Origin of the sequence: Cupriavidus sp. HPC(L) (genome assembly GCF_000307735.3) — a bacterium.
Classification (GTDB): Bacteria; Pseudomonadota; Gammaproteobacteria; order Burkholderiales; family Burkholderiaceae; genus Cupriavidus.
Window position 1 is genome coordinate 1 of record NZ_AMPR02000212.1, and the last position, 16,273, is coordinate 16,273.

General features: G+C 67.2%; 14 protein-coding genes and 2 pseudogenes. 5 read left to right on the forward strand and 11 right to left on the reverse strand.

From position 1 onward, the window contains the following. The 4 genes and pseudogenes from B551_RS13070 to fliF all read right to left on the reverse strand — a co-directional run. Positions 1–439: pseudogene (locus B551_RS13070) on the reverse strand (flagellum-specific ATP synthase FliI); the annotation flags it as partial. Further along, positions 432–1,373 (reverse strand): flagellar assembly protein FliH, encoded by a 942-nt coding sequence (gene fliH, locus B551_RS13075; protein ID WP_023264264.1) that lies wholly within the window; start codon positions 1,371–1,373, stop codon positions 432–434. The pseudogene B551_RS13070 and the gene fliH, both read right to left, overlap by 8 nt. Then, a complete protein-coding gene (gene fliG / locus B551_RS13080) occupies positions 1,366–2,358 on the reverse strand; it encodes a flagellar motor switch protein FliG (RefSeq protein WP_023264265.1) in 993 nt (330 codons plus the stop codon). The genes fliH and fliG overlap by 8 nt, the downstream gene beginning before the upstream one ends. Then, positions 2,348–4,066, reverse strand: coding sequence for a flagellar basal-body MS-ring/collar protein FliF (gene fliF / locus B551_RS13085; RefSeq protein ID WP_006577185.1), 1,719 nt, complete (start codon positions 4,064–4,066; stop codon positions 2,348–2,350). The genes fliG and fliF overlap by 11 nt, the downstream gene beginning before the upstream one ends. A 460-nt stretch (positions 4,067–4,526) precedes the next feature. On the opposite strand from fliF, the gene fliE reads away from it, so the two are divergent. Further along, positions 4,527–4,847, forward strand: coding sequence for a flagellar hook-basal body complex protein FliE (fliE, locus tag B551_RS13090; protein WP_006577184.1), 321 nt, complete (start codon positions 4,527–4,529; stop codon positions 4,845–4,847). A 177-nt stretch (positions 4,848–5,024) separates the two neighbouring features. Here the strand turns inward: fliE and B551_RS13095 are convergent, their stop codons facing one another. The 7 genes from B551_RS13095 to B551_RS13125 all read right to left on the reverse strand — a co-directional run bounded on the left by B551_RS13095 (position 5,025) and on the right by B551_RS13125 (position 10,893). Then, positions 5,025–5,312 (reverse strand): EscU/YscU/HrcU family type III secretion system export apparatus switch protein, encoded by a 288-nt coding sequence (locus tag B551_RS13095; protein ID WP_006577183.1) that lies wholly within the window; start codon positions 5,310–5,312, stop codon positions 5,025–5,027. Continuing rightward, a complete protein-coding gene (locus B551_RS13100) occupies positions 5,309–6,712 on the reverse strand; it encodes a flagellar hook-length control protein FliK (protein ID WP_023264266.1) in 1,404 nt (467 codons plus the stop codon). The genes B551_RS13095 and B551_RS13100 overlap by 4 nt, the downstream gene beginning before the upstream one ends. Positions 6,713–6,781: 69 nt before the next feature. Next, positions 6,782–7,117: a flagellar protein FliT gene (locus tag B551_RS13105; RefSeq protein ID WP_006577182.1), complete on the reverse strand. Its 336-nt coding sequence runs from the start codon at positions 7,115–7,117 to the stop codon at positions 6,782–6,784. Beyond that, positions 7,117–7,575 carry a flagellar export chaperone FliS gene (fliS, locus tag B551_RS13110; RefSeq protein WP_006577181.1) on the reverse strand — a complete coding sequence of 153 codons (459 nt, stop codon included), beginning with the start codon at positions 7,573–7,575 and terminating at the stop codon, positions 7,117–7,119. The genes B551_RS13105 and fliS overlap by 1 nt, the downstream gene beginning before the upstream one ends. 21 nt (positions 7,576–7,596) lie before the next feature. Continuing rightward, entirely contained in the window at positions 7,597–9,045 is a 1,449-nt protein-coding gene (gene fliD, locus B551_RS13115) for a flagellar filament capping protein FliD (protein ID WP_006577180.1), read from the reverse strand. 135 nt (positions 9,046–9,180) lie between these two features. Further along, the gene (locus tag B551_RS13120; RefSeq protein WP_023264267.1) at positions 9,181–10,374 is read right to left on the reverse strand and encodes a flagellin FliC; all 1,194 of its coding nucleotides are present in this window, start codon (positions 10,372–10,374) and stop codon (positions 9,181–9,183) included. A 189-nt stretch (positions 10,375–10,563) separates the two neighbouring features. After that, positions 10,564–10,893 (reverse strand): RNA chaperone Hfq, encoded by a 330-nt coding sequence (locus tag B551_RS13125; RefSeq protein WP_006577179.1) that lies wholly within the window; start codon positions 10,891–10,893, stop codon positions 10,564–10,566. A gap of 962 nt (positions 10,894–11,855) precedes the next feature. Here B551_RS13125 and B551_RS13130 point away from each other — a divergent pair. From B551_RS13130 to B551_RS13145, 4 genes and pseudogenes are all read left to right on the forward strand, one after another. Beyond that, positions 11,856–13,697, forward strand: coding sequence for a methyl-accepting chemotaxis protein (locus B551_RS13130; protein ID WP_006577178.1), 1,842 nt, complete (start codon positions 11,856–11,858; stop codon positions 13,695–13,697). A 113-nt stretch (positions 13,698–13,810) separates the two neighbouring features. Further along, positions 13,811–14,305, forward strand: coding sequence for a helix-turn-helix transcriptional regulator (locus tag B551_RS13135; RefSeq protein WP_006577177.1), 495 nt, complete (start codon positions 13,811–13,813; stop codon positions 14,303–14,305). Next, positions 14,302–14,496, forward strand: a pseudogene (locus B551_RS25600) (nucleotidyl transferase AbiEii/AbiGii toxin family protein); the annotation flags it as partial. The gene B551_RS13135 and the pseudogene B551_RS25600, both read left to right, overlap by 4 nt. Positions 14,497–14,777: 281 nt before the next feature. After that, complete coding sequence (locus B551_RS13145; protein ID WP_006577175.1) at positions 14,778–16,262, forward strand: MDR family MFS transporter; 1,485 nt, start codon at positions 14,778–14,780, stop codon at positions 16,260–16,262. Positions 16,263–16,273 lie beyond the last annotated feature (11 nt).

Consider the following 16,273-nt stretch of genomic DNA (forward strand, 5'->3'; position numbering starts at 1 on the left):
CTTCGCCGACCGGCAACCGCTTCGAGCCGGGCTCGCGCGGCGCGCTGTCGCCGCTGGGCAGCGGCGACGGTTCCAGCGGATAGACGCGCGCGCCGGGCACCAGGCCCAGCACGTCGGACTGCGGCATCAAATAAAGACGGTCGGCGCCGAAGCCGACCACTTCGGCCTCGGCCATGCGCGGGCCTTGACCGGGCGCGCCGGCATGACCAGGGATCTCGATCAGGCAGTCGCTGCCAACCGGCATGCGCAGGCCGACCGCTTCCAGCACCAGTCCGGCGGCGCGCGTCAGCCGGCCGCAGCTGCGCTTGCTGTCCAGCTCGGCGACATTGGCGGCGGCGCCGGCCAGCGCATCGCGCCAGCGCTGGCCATGCAGCTCGGGCACGCCGGCTGCGGCATCGGTCGACGCGTTGGCCGAGGGCGCGGCGATCGGCTCACGCATCGGGCGCTTCCCACGGATCGTTGCGGCCAAGGGCCTTGACCACGCGGCTCCAGCGGGTGGCCAGCGTCGCGTCGAGTTCGCCGCTGGCGGCGCTGGCGATGCACCCGCCGCGTGCGACGGTCGCGTCGGCGCGCACCGACCAGCCGGCCGCTTCCAGCTCGCCGGACAGATGCGTCTGCACCAGCTCGATATCGTCAGGGTTCAGCAGCAGGCACGGCGCGCCGGACAGCGCCGGCTCGTTGGCCAGCAGTTCGCGCACCGCGGGCAACAGCACGGCCGGGTTGTGCGCGACGGTGTCGTGCACCAGCTTGCGCGCGACGTCGAGTGCGAGTGCGATCAGCGTCTGCCCGACCTCGTCGTCGATGCGGCGCAGCGCGCCGGCGAAGGTGCCGGCCAGTTCCTGCAGGCGGGCGGCCTCCTGGCGCGCGGTCTCGAGGCCGCGTGCGTAGCCTTCGCGATGGCCGTCGCCGTAACCCTGGGTCTGGCCCTGCGTGTAGCCCTGGGCATAGCCTTCCTTGCGGGCGCCCTCGCGCATCGCGTCCAGCGCGGCGAAGTCGATCGGCGGCGGTGCCGGTTCTTCCGGTTCGGCTTCGAACGCGGGCGGCGGAGGCGGCGGCGCGTCGAAGGCAGACATCTTCCAGCGGCGCCAGCCGTTGCCGTCGCCGCCGCGGTCGCCGCGCTTGCTGCCAGGCTGGCGTTCATCGGCGCCCAACGCATCGAAGCTTTCGAAGGCGGCGCCGTCGCGGCCACCACGCAGGTTCAGCCCGGCGGACGAGGAAGGCGATGCGGCGGGCGCGGACTGCGCGGCGGCGTGGGCTTGTGCACGCGGCTCGTAGCGTGCGCCGAAACCGCCGTCACGCTCATCGTCGCGCTCGTTGCCGAGCGGGCCGCCCAGATGGTGGCCCAGCGCCTGCCGCGCGTAGGGATTAGACATAGGCATCGTCGCCGGCTCCGATCTGGATCTCGCCGGCGTCGGCCAGGCGTCTTACCACCTGCAGGATGCTCTTCTGCTCGGCCTCGACCTGCGACACGCGCACCGGGCCCAGCGCTTCCAGATCCTCGCGCAGCATCTCGCCCGCACGGGTCGACATGTTGCGGATGAACTTGTCGCGCAGTTCCTGCGGCGCGCCCTTGAGCGCGACGATCAGCGACTCGGTGGCGATTTCCTTCAGCACGCGCTGGATGCCGCGATCGTCCACTTCCAGCAGGTTCTCGAACAGGAACATCTCGTCGATGATCTTCTGCGCGAGGTCGCTGTCGTGCTGGCGCACGCCGGCGATCACCGCTTCCTCGTGCGTGGTGTTCATCAGGTTGATGATCTCGGCCGCGGTGCGGATGCCGCCCATGCGGCTGCGCTTCAGGCTCTGGCCGGCCAGCAGCTTGGTCAGCACGTCGGTCAGCTCCTGCAGGGCGCCCGGCTGCACGCCGCCGAAGGTCGCGATCCGCAGCACCACGTCGTTGCGCAGCCGGTCGGTGAACAGCGCCAGCACTTCCGAGGACTTCTGACGGTCCAGGTGGATCAGGATGGTGGCGATGATCTGCGGATGCTCGTCGCGGATCAGCTCGGCCACCGAGGTCGCATCCATCCAGTTCAGCGAGTCGATGCCGCTGCCCGGGTCGCGCGATTCCAGGATGTCCTCGATCACGGACAGCGCGCGTTCCTCGCCCAGCGCCTTGTTCAGGACGCTCTTGATGAACGTGCTCGAGTCGACCGACAGCGCCAGGAACTGCTCGGTCTCGCTGCGGAACTCGGCCAGCACGGCCGCCATTTCTTCTCGCGTGACGGCGTTCAGCGACGCCATGGCGGAGCCCAACGTCTGTACTTCGCGCGGCGACAGGTGCTTGAACACCTCGGCCGCTGCATCCTCACCGAGCGACATCATCAGGATGGCGCTCTTCTGCAAGCCCTCACCGTTCATCGCTAGACATCCAGTTCTTGATCACACTGGCGACCAGACGCGGGTCGCGTTGCGCGGCGTCGCGCACCAGGGCGAGATCGCTTTCGTATTTGGCGGTCAGGCGCAGCACTTCCGGATCCGGCTGCTGCTCCTCGACCGGCAGCAGCACCGACTCGGCCGCATTGGCCTCCGCTGGCGGCGGCAACGGCGGCGCGGTGTACTTGCGCAGGATCGGCCGTGCCACCTTGAACCACACGAACAGGGCCAGCAGAGCCAGCAGCAGATATTGCGCGGCGGTCTTGGCCAGCTCGATCATCTCGGGTTGCTTCCACAGCGGCAGTTCGGGCTTGATCTCGTCGCCGGAGGTGAACGGGCTGTTGACCACATTGAGCGAGTCGCCGCGCGCCGGCGAGAAGCCCATCGCCTCCTTGGCCAGGTTCTCGATCTGCGCCAGTTGCGCGGCGGTCAGCGGCTCGCTGGTGACCTTGCCGTTCGCGCCCGCCACCTGGCGATGGTTGACCACCACCGCGACCGACAGGCGGCGGATGCCGCCCGGTGCCTGCTGCACGTGGCGCACGGTGCGGTCGAGCTCGTAGTTGGTGGTCGAATCGCGGCGGTTGCTGCTTGGGCCGGACTGGGCGCCGGCGAGCGCGGCCTGCGCGGTGCCGGCCTGCTGACCCTGGGCCTGCTGGCCGGCCTGTCCTTGCTGACCCTGCTGTCCTTGTTGTCCTTGCTGTCCCGGTTGCTGCGTGACCACCGGTGCGGCGGCCTGCAGCGGCGGCTGGTTCGACAGCGCGCCCGGCACGCCGCCGACGGGCGAGCCGCCTTGCTGGTTCGATTCGCTGGTCTGCTGGCTACGGATCGCCGCGCGGGTCGGATCCTGGTTCGGCTTGAACGACTCGTCGGTGTGCTCGACGATACTGAAGTCGACGTCGGCGGTGACCTGGGCCTTCACATTGCCCTGGCCGACGATCGGAGCGAGGATCGACTCGACGCGCTGCACATAGGTGCGCTCGAGCGTCTGCACATACTTGAGCTGCGTGGCATCGAGCATGCGCTCGTTGCTGCCGTTGCCCGACAGCAGGTTGCCATGCTGGTCGACGATCGAGATCGACTTGGGCGTCAGCTCCGGCACGCTCGACGACACCAGATGGCTGATCGCGGCGACCTGGCCTTCGTCGATGGCGCGGCCCGGATGCAGCGTCAGCACGATCGACGCGGTCGGCTTCTGGCGCTCGCGCACGAACAGCGTCGGCTTCGGAATGGCCAGATGCACGCGGGCGGACTGCACCGCGGCGATCGATTCGATCGAGCGCGCGAGCTCGCCTTCGAGCCCGCGCTGGTAATTGACCTGTTCGGCGAACTGGCTGATGCCGAACTTCTGGTTGTCCATCAACTCCATGCCGGCGTTGCCGCTCTTGGGCAGGCCCTGCGAGGCCAGCCGCAGCCGCATCTCATGGACCTTGTCGGCCGGCACCATCACCGCACCGCCACCCTCGGCGAACTTGTACGGCACGTTCATCTGCTGCAGCGACGCGATCACCGCGCCGCCGTCGCGCTCGGACAGGTTGCTGTACAGCACCTTGTAGTCGGGGCTGCGCGACCACAGCACGCCGACTGCAATCGCGGCGGCCAGCGCGGCGCCGCCCAGCATCAGCGGCAGGCGCGGATTGCCCTTGAAGCGCTCCATCAATTCGGAGCGGTTGCCTAGCACGGCCGCGGCATTCATGCGCGGGCCTCCGTGTTGGCCGACCCGCCGAGCCGGCCGGGCAGGGGCGAACCTTGCCGGGGGCGCAATGCGCCGCCCTGGCGGTGGCCGATGTCGGCATGGCTCAGATCACGCAGCAGACAAAACACGCGTACTCTCCGCGATAGTTAAACAAAGGGGCGCCGGTGTCGTTAATGCATTCGCTGGCACCAAACCACGAAAGCGGGTGGGGAGCGGCAAGGCGACAACCCGCCAGACCCGGCACGGTAGCGATGATCGGTTACCGCGCGCACAGACAATCGGAGGAATAGGACGGCTTTTCGGTCCGATTTCGGCCTATGCCGGGCCAGGCGCGACGGGTACGCTTCGGCTGCTGGATGGGAAGGAGCGCCCGCGCGGCACCCGTTCCCGTCCGACCGACCCAATCCGGGGCCCGCCGACCTTGTCTCGGCGCCTCGCCAACTACGGAATAAATAGACCGATGAGTTCGATTGCTTCCATCGAAGGCATGCTGCAGCAGCTGCGCGGCCTGGCGCAGAGCGCGTCGGGCACGACGTCCCAGACCGCGCCGGCCGCCGCTTCCGGCTTTGCCGGCGAGCTGCAGCGTTCGCTGCAGAAGATCAGCGGCGCCCAGGAACGCGCCTACGGCCTGGCCGAGGCGTTCGAGCTCGGCAAGCCGGGAGTCGCGCTGAACGACGTGATGATCGAAATGCAGAAGGCCAGCATTTCGTTCCAGACCGGCGTGCAGGTGCGCAACCGGCTGGCGATGGCGTATCAGGAAGTGATGAATATGGCGGTGTAAGCGTCGCGGATCGCGCGCTACCTACCGTATGCCATCTCGTCATTCCCGCGAACGCGGGAATCCAGCGTCTTTTGACGTCACTGGGTCCCCGCCTCCGCGGGGACGATGATGTGAGTGGAAACATGAAGGCGGCCCTTGCGGCCGCCTTATTCGTTTATTGCTGCGCCCGGGGTACCCTCACTCGATCCGCACGATCCCCGTATCCGCCTCTAGCCGATGCAGCCAGGCCAGCAGCTCTGCCACCGCCGTATAGAGCTGCGGCGGGATCTGGCTGTCGAGGTCGACCTGCATCAGCAGGTTGACCAGCGTGGGCGAGTCGTGGACATAGACGCCGGATTCGCGTGCCTGCGCGATGATCGATTCGGCGATCAGGCCGTAGCCCTTGGCGACCACGCGCGGGGCCGCGTCGTTCTTCTGGTACGACAGCGCGACGGCGGCGCCGCGGGGCGAGTCCTGCTGGCTCATGCGGCGCCCTCCGCGTCGGTGTCGCGGCGGATCGAGAAATGCAGCAGGTCGATGCCGCGCGCGCCGAGGTTGGTGCGAAGGCGATCCTGCGCGTCGTTCAGCATCCGTGCGATGCGGTCTTCCTGCACGGCCAGCCGGGTTTCCAGACCCGTAGGCGTCAGTGTCAGCCGGGCCTCCACCGTTCCCAACTGCGGCAACTCGAGCACCAGCCGGCTCGACCACGCGCGTTCGTCGGCGTCGTCGCCGTGTTCCGCCGACCCGCCGCGCTGGTGCTGTTCGGCGATGTCCCATTGCATCGGCGTGCCGGGCCACGCTTCGCCGGCCCAGCGGAACTGCTGGGTCGCTAACAGCTCGAGCTGCTGGCGCACGATGCCTTCGGTATTCGGATGGATGGCCGGTGCGGCTTCGGTCTTGGCCATATTGGCTGTCGCATCCGGCCGTGCCTGGGCGTCGTCGCTGGCGCTGAGCAGCGTCTGGGAGCCGGCCTGGCGGGCGGCGTCGTTGGCGGCGGCCTGGTAGGCCTGTGCTGCCGCCTGCAACGAGCGCGGCGTTTCGTTGCCGCGTGGGGCGTCGCTGGTGCGTGCAGCGGCGTCGCCCAGCGTCGCGGCCGGGTCTTCGGCGCCTGCCTCCAGGCCGGTGGTGGCGGAGCGCGCGGCATTCAACGCGGCGTCGAGCACCGCCTGCGAGGGATCGGCGGCTGCCAGTGCCTGGATCGCGCTGCTCAGGGCCTGGGCGTCGGTGGGCGAGGCGGGGAGCAGAGTCGGCAGCGGCGCCGTGCCCGAAGGTTGCATCGGCGCGCCCGGTTGCTGCCCGTAGGTGCCCGTCGCGGCCCCGTGACCGGACGCGGCACCGCCGGCGCCGGTTCTGGCGCTGTTGCCTGCGCTGTTGCCTGCGCTATTACCCGGATACGGATGCCGGCCGATTCCCGCCTGCGGCTCGCGCGCCAGACTGGCCAGCCCGCGTTCGCCAGCGATCCACTGCGCAAGATGCGATTCATAGAACAGCCCACTGTCCTGCACCAGATGCATCAGCGCCTGCCGCACCTGTGCGGTCCCTTCGGGCAGGCGCGTAGGCGGCACGGCCAGCAGCGGACCGGCGCTGCGCAGTGGCGCGGCCGAGCCCTGCGCCAGCAGGGTAAGGATGGTACGGGCGGCAAAGCTGAGCGTTTCGCGGGTGGAGCCGACCGGCGTGTTTGCCGAAGTCTGTCCCTGCGGACCGGTTCGCACCGGCAGCTCGACCGCGCCGGTGGCGGTGCCGTCGGACTGGCGCACCGTGGCGCCGCCGGGGCTGGCCGTCGGAATCAGCGCCGCCAGCTTGTTCGCCGACACCTGCGCGCGCAGCGTGTTGGTATCGAGACCTTGCCCTGACGGCGAGCCGGGCGGCAGATGGATCGCGGTCATGGGGTGGCTTCCGGGTGGTCCGCTGGGTCACCGGCTTGCCGGCGACGGCCAGCGGGACCCGGTGCGGGGTCAGGCAAGGCTGCCGTAGGCGTGCGAAAGATTCTGGCGGCGGCGCGAATCGCCCAGCAGTTGGCCCAGACGTGCCAGGTGCGGCAGCATCAGGTCGCGGATGCGGGCGTCGTACGCCAGGATCCGGTCGAGCAGCGCGTGACGTCGCATCCGTTCTTCGGCCGAGACCGGCACGTTGTGCTCGAGCTCGCGCAGGCGGTCCACCACGGCCAGGTAGACCGTCTGCACATCGTTGAATGCGGTCCAGTTTTCCGCCTCGGCGGCTTCGAGCATCTGCTCGGACAGCAGCAGCAGTTCCTCGTAGTTCAGCACGGTGGGAGACACGGTATGCATCATCAGTTCTCCTGCGCCACGGCAACGGCTTCCGGCTGAGCGGCGGCCGCCGATTGCGCGGCGTGGTCGCCGGCTTCCGGCTCGCCGATCTGCGCCCATGCGGTGGCGAGGTTTTCCAGCAGCGCGTCGACCTCGTTGAGCAGCGTGACATCGCTGCGCACATTGGCCAGCAGCAGGCGGCGGGTCATGTAGTCGTACAGCGCTTCGAGGTTGGCGGCGATCTCGCCGCCGGTGTCGTGATCCAGCACCGCGCGCAGGCCGTTGTCGACGATGTCGATCGCCTTCGAGATGGCCTGGCCGCGCGCCTGCACGTCGCCCGCATCGAGATGGAACTTGGCCCGTGCGATGGCCGAGCGCGCGCCGTCGTACAGCATGGCGATCAGCTTGTGCGGGCTCGCGCTCATGGCCCCGGTCTGCACGCCGACCCGGGCATAAGCGTTGATTGCTTGGCGCGCGTACATGATGGCGGTCCTTGCCGTTGGTTACTTCTTGGTCTGGTTGGCCAGCGCGGCGAATTGCTCGGTCAGATAGCTGCGGGTCTGATTGAGCTTGCTGACCAGCAGGTCCAGCTGGGTGAACTGCGCGCGGTAGCGTTCGATGGTCGTGTTGACGCGGTCCTCGACCTGCGCGTAGCGGTCTTCCAGGTCCTTCAGGCTCTCGGTCAGGCCATCGGTGGCAACCTTGATCGCCCCGTTGGTTTCGTTCAGGTCGTCGATGGCGTCGGTGATCTGCTTGCCGTAGCCGCCGGTGCCGGTGGTGTGCGAGAACATCGAGGTCACGCCGCCGAGGTTCTCGCTGATCGCCTTGGTCAGCTTCTTGTCGTCGACCTGTAGCGTGCCGTCCTTGGTGAACGAGACGCCGATCTCCGACAGCGTGATGGTGCCGCCCTTGCCGTCCGGCTGCGGCACGTTGAGCATGCTGCGCAGGCTGGTCTGGATCGAGCGCAGCGTGCTGTCGCCGTTCAGTGCGGCGCTGCTGCCGGTGGTCGTGTCGAACGCAGTCAGCGACTTGGCCGTGCTCTGGATGTTGTTGTACGCGGTGACGAAGCCCTGGATCGCGGCCTTGATCGCGTCGGTGTCGCGCGTCACGGTCAGGCTGCTGGTGCCGGTCTTGTTCAGCGTCAGCGTGACGCCCTGGGCCGCATCGGTGACGGTATTGCTCTGGCTGACCACGTCGATGCCGTTGATCTTCAGCTTGGCGTTGGTCGCGCGCACCGTCTCCTGCATGCCGCTCGGCTGCACCGCCTGGGTCGGATCGAAGCCGACCAGATTGCTCAGTTCGGGGCTGTCCGCGGTAATCCGCATGCTGGACTGTTCGCCGGTGGTGTTCGAGGTCAGCACCAGGCGGTAGGGCGTGCCGCTGCCGTCGTTGACGATGCTGGCGGTCACGCCGACGTTGGCTTGATTGATCGCGTCGCGAATGCCCTGCAGCGAGTTCTGGCCGGGCTTGATCTCAACGGTCTTGGTGCGCGCGGCGTCGGCGGTGAAGCCCAGCGGATCGGTGTAGCCGCCGGTGCCTTCGTTGTAGCCCTGGCGCGTGCCGAATTCGAAGGTGATCTTGCCGGTGCCGATCGCGGTGGTCTGGCTGGCGACGTTGGTGCCCACCAGCGATTGCGCCTGCGCGAGGCTGGTGACGTTGACCGAGTAGGTGCCCGGCACGGCGTTGGAGCCTGCCGCGGCGGTCATGATGTCGGTGGAACCGGCCACCGCCTTGGCGGCGCCGAAGGTGGCCGCATCGGCGAGCTTCTTGGCGGCGCTCTGGTAGGCGGACAGCACGCTGCTGAGCGTGCCGTAGGCGGAAAGCTTGGCTTGGTAGCTGGACGCCTGGGTCTCGAGCAGCTTCAGCGGCGTCTTTTCCGCGGCCTCGAGTTTCTCGAGCAGCGCGCCAAGTTCAAGTCCGGAGCCGACACCGATGTTGGAGATGGTAGCCATAGTCTTTTGCCTTTGTTGTTCAGCCTGTCTACGTCAACGCGTCCCAAGAAACGCTTTGCAGGCAGCGAACTGCCTGCGAAGCATTCCCAGCGGAAAACCGGGCCTTGCGGGCCCGGCTTTCCGCGCCGTTGCGAATTAACGCAGCAGCGACAGCACGTTTTGCGTGGTCTGGTTGGCTTGCGCCAGCACCGAGGTACCAGCTTGCTGCAGGATCTGCGCGCGGGTCATGTTCGACACTTCCGTTGCGTAGTCAGCGTCCTGGATGCGCGAACGCGAAGCCGACAGGTTGGTCACGGTGGTGCCCAGGTTCGAGATCACCGAGTCGAAACGGTTTTGCACCGCACCCAGCGAGCTGCGCAGGGTGTCGACGTTCGCCAGCGCTGCGTCCAGCTTGGCCAGCGGGTTCGAGCTGGCGCCCGAGGTGATGCTGGACAGTTGGATGTTGGCGGTGTCGATCGCGAAAGCGGCGGTACCGGCGGTCGTGGTCACGTCGGCCGATTGCGGATCCAGAGCGATGTAGAACTCCTTCGCAACGGTCGCTTCGACTTCGAAGCCCTTGGCCTTCAGCGTGCTTACTTCGGTCGCGTCGGCGGCGGTGATCGTCACGGTGGCGTACCAGTTGCCGTTGTCGTCCTTCTCGGCCGTACCGGCCAGGACCACGCTACCGGCGGCGACGCCCAGGCGCGAAGCCAGGTCACCAGCGTTCGATTCCGTCACGGCCGTGGTCGTCACGTTCGTCGTCGTGCCGTAGGCGGTTTGGTAGTCGGCGGCGACCAGAGCGGCCGGCGTGCCCTTCGGGCCCGACACGTTGAAGCCGTCCAGACCCAGGGTCTTGGCGGTGATTTCCTTCAGGTCGATGGCGATGATTTCGCCGTCGTTCGCGCCGACCTGGATGTTCATCTTGGTGTCCTTGGCCAGAACCTTGACGCCGTTGAACTGGGTCTGTTCCGAGACACGGTTGATTTCTTCCAGACGCTGCTTGATTTCGTCCTGGATCGACTGCAGGTCCGAAGCCGAGTTCGAGCCGGTCGCGGCTTGCACCGACAGTTCACGGATACGCTGCAGGTTGTTGTTGACTTCCGTCAGCGCGCCTTCGGTCGTCTGCGCCAGCGAGATGCCGTCGTTGGCGTTGCGCTGCGCTTGCGTCAGGCCGCGGATGTTGGCGGTGAAGCGGTTGGCAATCGCCTGACCGGCCGCGTCGTCCTTGGCGCTGTTGATACGCAGGCCCGAGGACAGGCGCTGGATCGCGGTGTTCAGCGCCGATTGCGACGTGTTCAGGTTGTTCTGAGTCATCAGAGACAACGAGTTGGTATTAATGACTTGCGCCATGGTACGACTCCTATTTGCAATGTTTTACGCATTCCGGCGGGTGCCGTAACGTTGGCTGCCTGCACTGCAGGGCGTGAAGTGCCTCCGTTGCCAAGGTTATCGACCGGGCTGCCGAAAGGTTTAGAGTGATCTTCAGTCGGCGGTGCGGAAAGCTGTCATTGCAAGGCTGGTGGCGGCTCCGGGTCTGGCTCAGGCTCGCCGCCGCGAGCGCGTGCGCGGGGTGAACAGCCGGACGAACTCGGGCGGCACCTCGTCGCGGGGCAGCTCGATCGGCTGTCCGTCGACGTTGTCCGGGGTGATTGCCGCGATCGCATGCTTGTAGACGATCTGCGGCGCCGGGTCGCCGGGGGCCAGGGCCAGCAACACCATATAGGCGTCGGCGCCGACCACGACCCCGTGCAGGCGCACGCCGCTGGTCAGATGCAGCACCACCGGATGCCGGCTGGCGCGATGAAAGGCCAGTTGTCGGTCCTGGAGCTGGCGGCCCGGACGAATACTTCTGATTTCCTGATACTTCACGACTTCTCCGGTCGAGCCCGATAGGGTTCTGTCGGCAGACAACGGTACGGGGATCAGGCACGAGCCGGCGCGGATGCGGCACGACGGTATCCGTATTGGCGAGAGCCCGATCTTGGCGAGGGATGAAACATTCGCTCTCGGTACCGGCGCGGGGGAAGTCATCGCGTGTCCTTGCGGCCGTGGCGCTTGTGGTTCGCGGATGTTTTGCCTCGACGGTCGGACTGGCGTGCCGCCAGAAGAGAAGGGGAATACTTCGGCCCGGAGAGTAACAAATTTTTACAACTCGGGGATCGAAGGAGCCGTGACATGCGTCTAGAGGTAAACCTCTAATTAAGTGCTTGCATACATGTGCCGATAACCACAGCGGTTCTCGGCGTAAAGTGCTTGGGTCGGCGCAGCGTTTAAAGCGAACTGCGGGCTGAAGCGGGTTCCCATCGGAGTGCGTACTCACCTCGACGCTTCTCTGCAGCAATCGCGAAGGTCTTTTCTTGTTTTATTTGTAAAACAAAGTAAGTGTCACTATCGGCATTTACCCTGATGGAAACTGTATTTACACCTCATCTAAGCACCGCTATAGTCGGCCGCGAGCCAATCGGCTCTAGCAGTCCTGGAAAGCCTACGAGCACCCCGCGCGTGGGCTTCTTTTTTGCCCGCGTCCTGTGCAATGCCGGACGTCTTCGCCCGCCTCGGGCGGAATACCGGATGCTCGGCGTCAATTGGACACCCGTCCTGTCTCGGGCAATCGATGGAGCTGACGGGGTTTTTGCCTCTTGTTTGCCATTTGGCCATGGCGACCCCGCTCACCGCTCGCTCTGCTGACCTCTGCTGACCTCCGCCGCCGATAGCCGATAGCCGATAGCAGGCCGTATCGGCTGCCATCAAGAAAGCGTTCCTTCCTGCCGTTAGCGAAGCACCGCCGCGCACACGCGCGCGGTGTCGACTACCAGAGAAGAGGGGGCGGTATGGGAGGGTGGAAGCATTTCGGCATTGGCGCGCGCCTGGCGGGAGCCTTTGCCGCGATGGTGGCGTTGCTGGCCGTGGTCGCGGGTTTCGGCCTGATCGCGCTGAGCGATATGAATGCCTCGATGCGCACGACCGTCGAGCAGCGTCTGTTGAAGGTCATGGAACTGGACGGCGTCAAGGAGGGCGCGCAGGCCATCGGCATCATGGTGCGCGACGCGGTGCTGACCGAGGATCCGGCCGTGGTCCAGCAGAACGTCGGCCGCGTCAACGAGCGCCGCAAGCAGATGAGCGCCACGCTCGACGATCTCTCCAGGCTGATTGCCGCCTCCGACAATCCCGGCCTCAAGCAGGTGTTCGACGAACTGGGCAAGCATCGCGCCGCCTATAACGCCCAGCTTGACCAGTTGCTGACGCAGCTGCAGGCAGGCGAGTTCGTCGCCGCGCGTGCCGGTCTGATCGTCACGCTGCCGGCCGCGCAGGCGGCGTACTTCGAGCGCCTGGACACGCTGATCGCCTCGGGCCGCAAGATGGCGACCGAGGCGGTGCAGCTGGCCCAGGCCGACTATCTGTTCACGCGCAATCTGCTGCTCGCGCTCGGCGCGGTATCCGCGCTGCTGGCAGTCGGCCTGGCAGTGGCGATCACGCGCTCGATCGCCGGACCGGCGCGGCAGGCCCTGGCAGCGGCGGAAGCGCTGGCGCAGGGCGATCTTGCATTCGCCATCCGCGCCAAGGGCGACGACGAGATGGGCAGGATGCTGAAGGCGATGCAGCGCGCTTTCGCGGAACTGTCGGTACTGGTGCGCGGCATCCAGGGCGCCTCGGGCGCGATCGACGGCGCCACGCGCGAGATTGCCAAGGGCAACACCGACCTGTCGCAACGGACCGAGGAGCAGGCGGCCTCGCTGGAGCAGACCGCCGCCTCGATGGAGCAGCTGACCTCGACCGTGCGCCAGAACGCCGACAACGCCCGCCAGGCCAACCAGCTCGCCGTCAACGCCTCGGCGGTGGCCGCCGAGGGCGGACGTACGGTGCGCAGCGTGGTCGAGACGATGCAGGGCATCTCGCAATCGTCGGCCAAGGTCGCCGAGATCATCGGCGTGATCGAAGGCATTGCCTTCCAGACCAATATCCTGGCGCTGAACGCCGCGGTTGAAGCCGCGCGCGCCGGCGAACAGGGGCGCGGTTTCAGCGTGGTGGCGGCCGAGGTGCGCAGCCTCGCGCAGCGCAGCGCGGCGGCGGCCAAGGAGATCGGCGAGCTGATCAATCGCTCGGTCGAGCAGGTCGAAGTCGGTGCCCGCCAGGTCGAGCAGGCGGGCGGCACCATGGACGGCATCGTCGAAGCGGTCCGCCGCGTGACCGACATCATGGGCGAGATCTCCGCCGCCAGCGCGGAGCAGTCGACCGGCATCGAGCAGGTCAACCGCGCGATCGCGCAGATGGAAAGCGTGACCCAGCAGAACGCCGCGCTGGTCGAACAGGCCGCGGCCGCCGCCGAAAGCCTGCAGCAGCAGGCTGCGGGGCTGGTGCAGGACGCGGCGAAGTTCCGTGTCGAGGAGGCGACGGTGGCGTTGTCGCGAGCCACGGACCCGGCTCGGGAACCGATGCTCGCCGTGGCGGCGCCGATTGCCAAAGCTGCGCCGGGTGCCAAGGTTGCATCGGCCGCAAGCCCCGCCTCGCTGCGTGCGGCCACGACCGCACCCACTCCCAAGACACCGGCGGTCTCTCGCGCCGACGGTGCTGCCGCAGCAGGCGCGAAGTCCCGTGGCACGCCGGTGCGGCCCGCCGCTCTGGCCGCTGCGGGAGCGCCGGCTGCTGGCGCAGATGACTGGCAGAGTTTCTGAAACGTAGTTGGGACGTAGACCGCGTCGCAATTTGCGTGGTCGACCGGAGCCAGGAAGGGCGATTTGGCGCTCCGTTTTTGTCGTCTATAATTGACAAAAACTGGAGGCGCCAAATGAACGTCGCTCTACTTGGCAACGCCATTCGCCGCAAACGAATCCAACTGGGCCTGACCCAGCAGCAATTGGCAGATATGGCGGTGCTGTCGCGGCAAACCTTGAACGGCATCGAGCACGGCCATGTCAACGTCACCGTAGACACGCTTGGCCGTCTTCTGGACGTTCTGGGGCTGACGTTGGAAGTTGCGGACCCTGAACAGAAGCGGGGTCGCCCCGCGCGGGCGGTATGGATGGCGGCGAAGGGTGCCAATACCAGCTATTCCGGTGAGCTGACGCCAATGGCACTGGAGCAGGCGCTGATCAGCGGACAAGTTCCCGACGAACTGCAGCCCCAAGTCGCCCAAATCCTGGATGAGGCGCCGCTGCAGTTGGTGACGAAGATGGTGGCGGAAGTGGCCACGCGCCACGATCGGAAGCCCACCGAAATCTGGAAGAACCTGCGCCGGATGGCGCGTGAGCTGACGGCGACGCGGGGTGGCCTATGGGCATGACGGTGAAACTCCGCGGCGACCCTTGGGAGGCCCTATTTCCGCATGCGCTAACGCTGATGGAGGAAGTGAAGACGCATGGAGGCATCGAGCCGCTCTGGACGTTTGGCGGTGGCACGGTATTGATGCTGCGTTACGACCATCGCATGTCGAAGGACATCGATATCTTCGTCCCTGATCCGCAGTACCTCGGCTGAGTAAGAGCGCGCCGAAAGGCACACTTTTAAGCAAGCGCCTACAATAGCCGTCTGTCCTTCATTAGAAAAGCCGGTCCGGCCAGCGCGGTCGTGCACCGGCTATGTTGTTTCTCCTTGCCCGCCCGATGATCGCTCCCCTTCGTTCTGGCCCGCGCCTTGCCGGCGCGGCTGCTTCCGTTGCGGCTTCCGCTGGGTCGCCGGCCTCGCCTGCGGTCCCATCCATTCCACCAAAGCCCATTCCATCCGGCGGGCCGACCGGGTCGCCGCCGGTGCCGGTGATGCAGGTCATCTTCGGCCTGATGCTGGCGATCCTGCTCGGCGCGCTTGAGCAGTCGATCGTGGCCGTGGTCTTGCCCGAGATCGCCCTGCGCCTGAACGGCTTCGATGTGATGGCCTGGGTCGTGTCGGCCTACCTGATCGCGTCGACGGTGGCCACGCCGATCTACGGCAAGCTGTCCGACGTACTGGGCCGGCGCTCGGTGCTGTCGTTCGCGATCGTGCTGTTCCTGCTCGCGTCGATCGCGTGCGCACTCGCGCAGACGATGCCGCAGCTGATCGTCGCGCGCATCCTGCAGGGGCTCGGCGGCGGGGGGCTGATCTCGGTGTCGCAGGCGGCGATTGCCGACGTGGTGCCGCTGCGCGAGCGCGGCCGCTATCAGGGATATGTCAGCGGCGTGTGGGCGGTCGCCAGCATGGCGGGACCGGTGATCGGCGGCTACCTGGCCCACTATCTGTCGTGGCGCTGGATCTTCTGGATCAACCTGCCGCTGGCCCTGCTGGCGCTGTTCACGGTGCGCCGGGCGCTGCGCCATCTGCCGGCCGGCGGCGGCCGCAAGCATCGGATCGACTATCTGGGCGCGCTGCTGTTCGGCGGTGGACTGACCGGCGTGCTGGTGTTCCTGACGCGGCTGGGCCAGGGCCACGATGTCTGGCGCGCCGATTCGCTGAGCCTGCTGGGCGGCGGCGTGGCCGCGCTGCTGCTGTTCGTCTGGCAGGAGCGCCGCGCCGCCGATCCGGTGATTCCGTTGGCGATGCTGCGTGTGCCGACGGTGGCGATCTGCTGCATCACGTTGTTCCTGTGCTTCTTCCAGTTGATCGCGATGTCGGTGCTGCTGCCGCTGCGTTTCCAGGTGGTCGGCGGCGCGCAGGCCGACAGCGCGGCGTTGCGGCTGGTCCCGCTGACGCTGGCGATTCCGTTCGGCGCGTTCATCGCGGGCCGTCTGATGACATGGAGCGGGCGCTACAAGCCATTGCAATTGATCGGCGCCGCGGCCGCGCCGCTGGCGATCGCGGCGCTGGCCTTCGTGGATCCTCGTGCCGTGGTGCTGACCGGCGTCGTGATGGTGGCCCTCGGTCTGGCGATCGGCCTGCAATTGCCGAGCGCGCTGGTCGCGACGCAGAACGCGGTGCCCCCGCAGCAGGTCGGTATCGCCACGGCGCTGACCGCGTTCTCGCGGATGCTCGGCGGTGCGGTCGGCGTCGCGGTGCTGACCACGGTGCTGATCGCGCTGCTGCGCCATAGCGGCATGGCGGTCAGCCCGCTGCCCGGCGGCGAGGACGTGCTGATGCATCTGTTCCGCGAGGTGCTGTCGCTGGGCGATGGCGCGGAGGCGGCGGCGGTGCGGCAGACCGCGGAACGTTCGTTCCGCGCGCTGTTCCTCGCCAGCGCCGCGGTCTCGCTGCTGGCGCCGCTGCTGGTCGTGCGGCTGCGCGAGGCGACGCTGCGCGGCAGTCCCGTGAAGGCCGCGGCGAGCGTCGAATAGCGATTTCACGA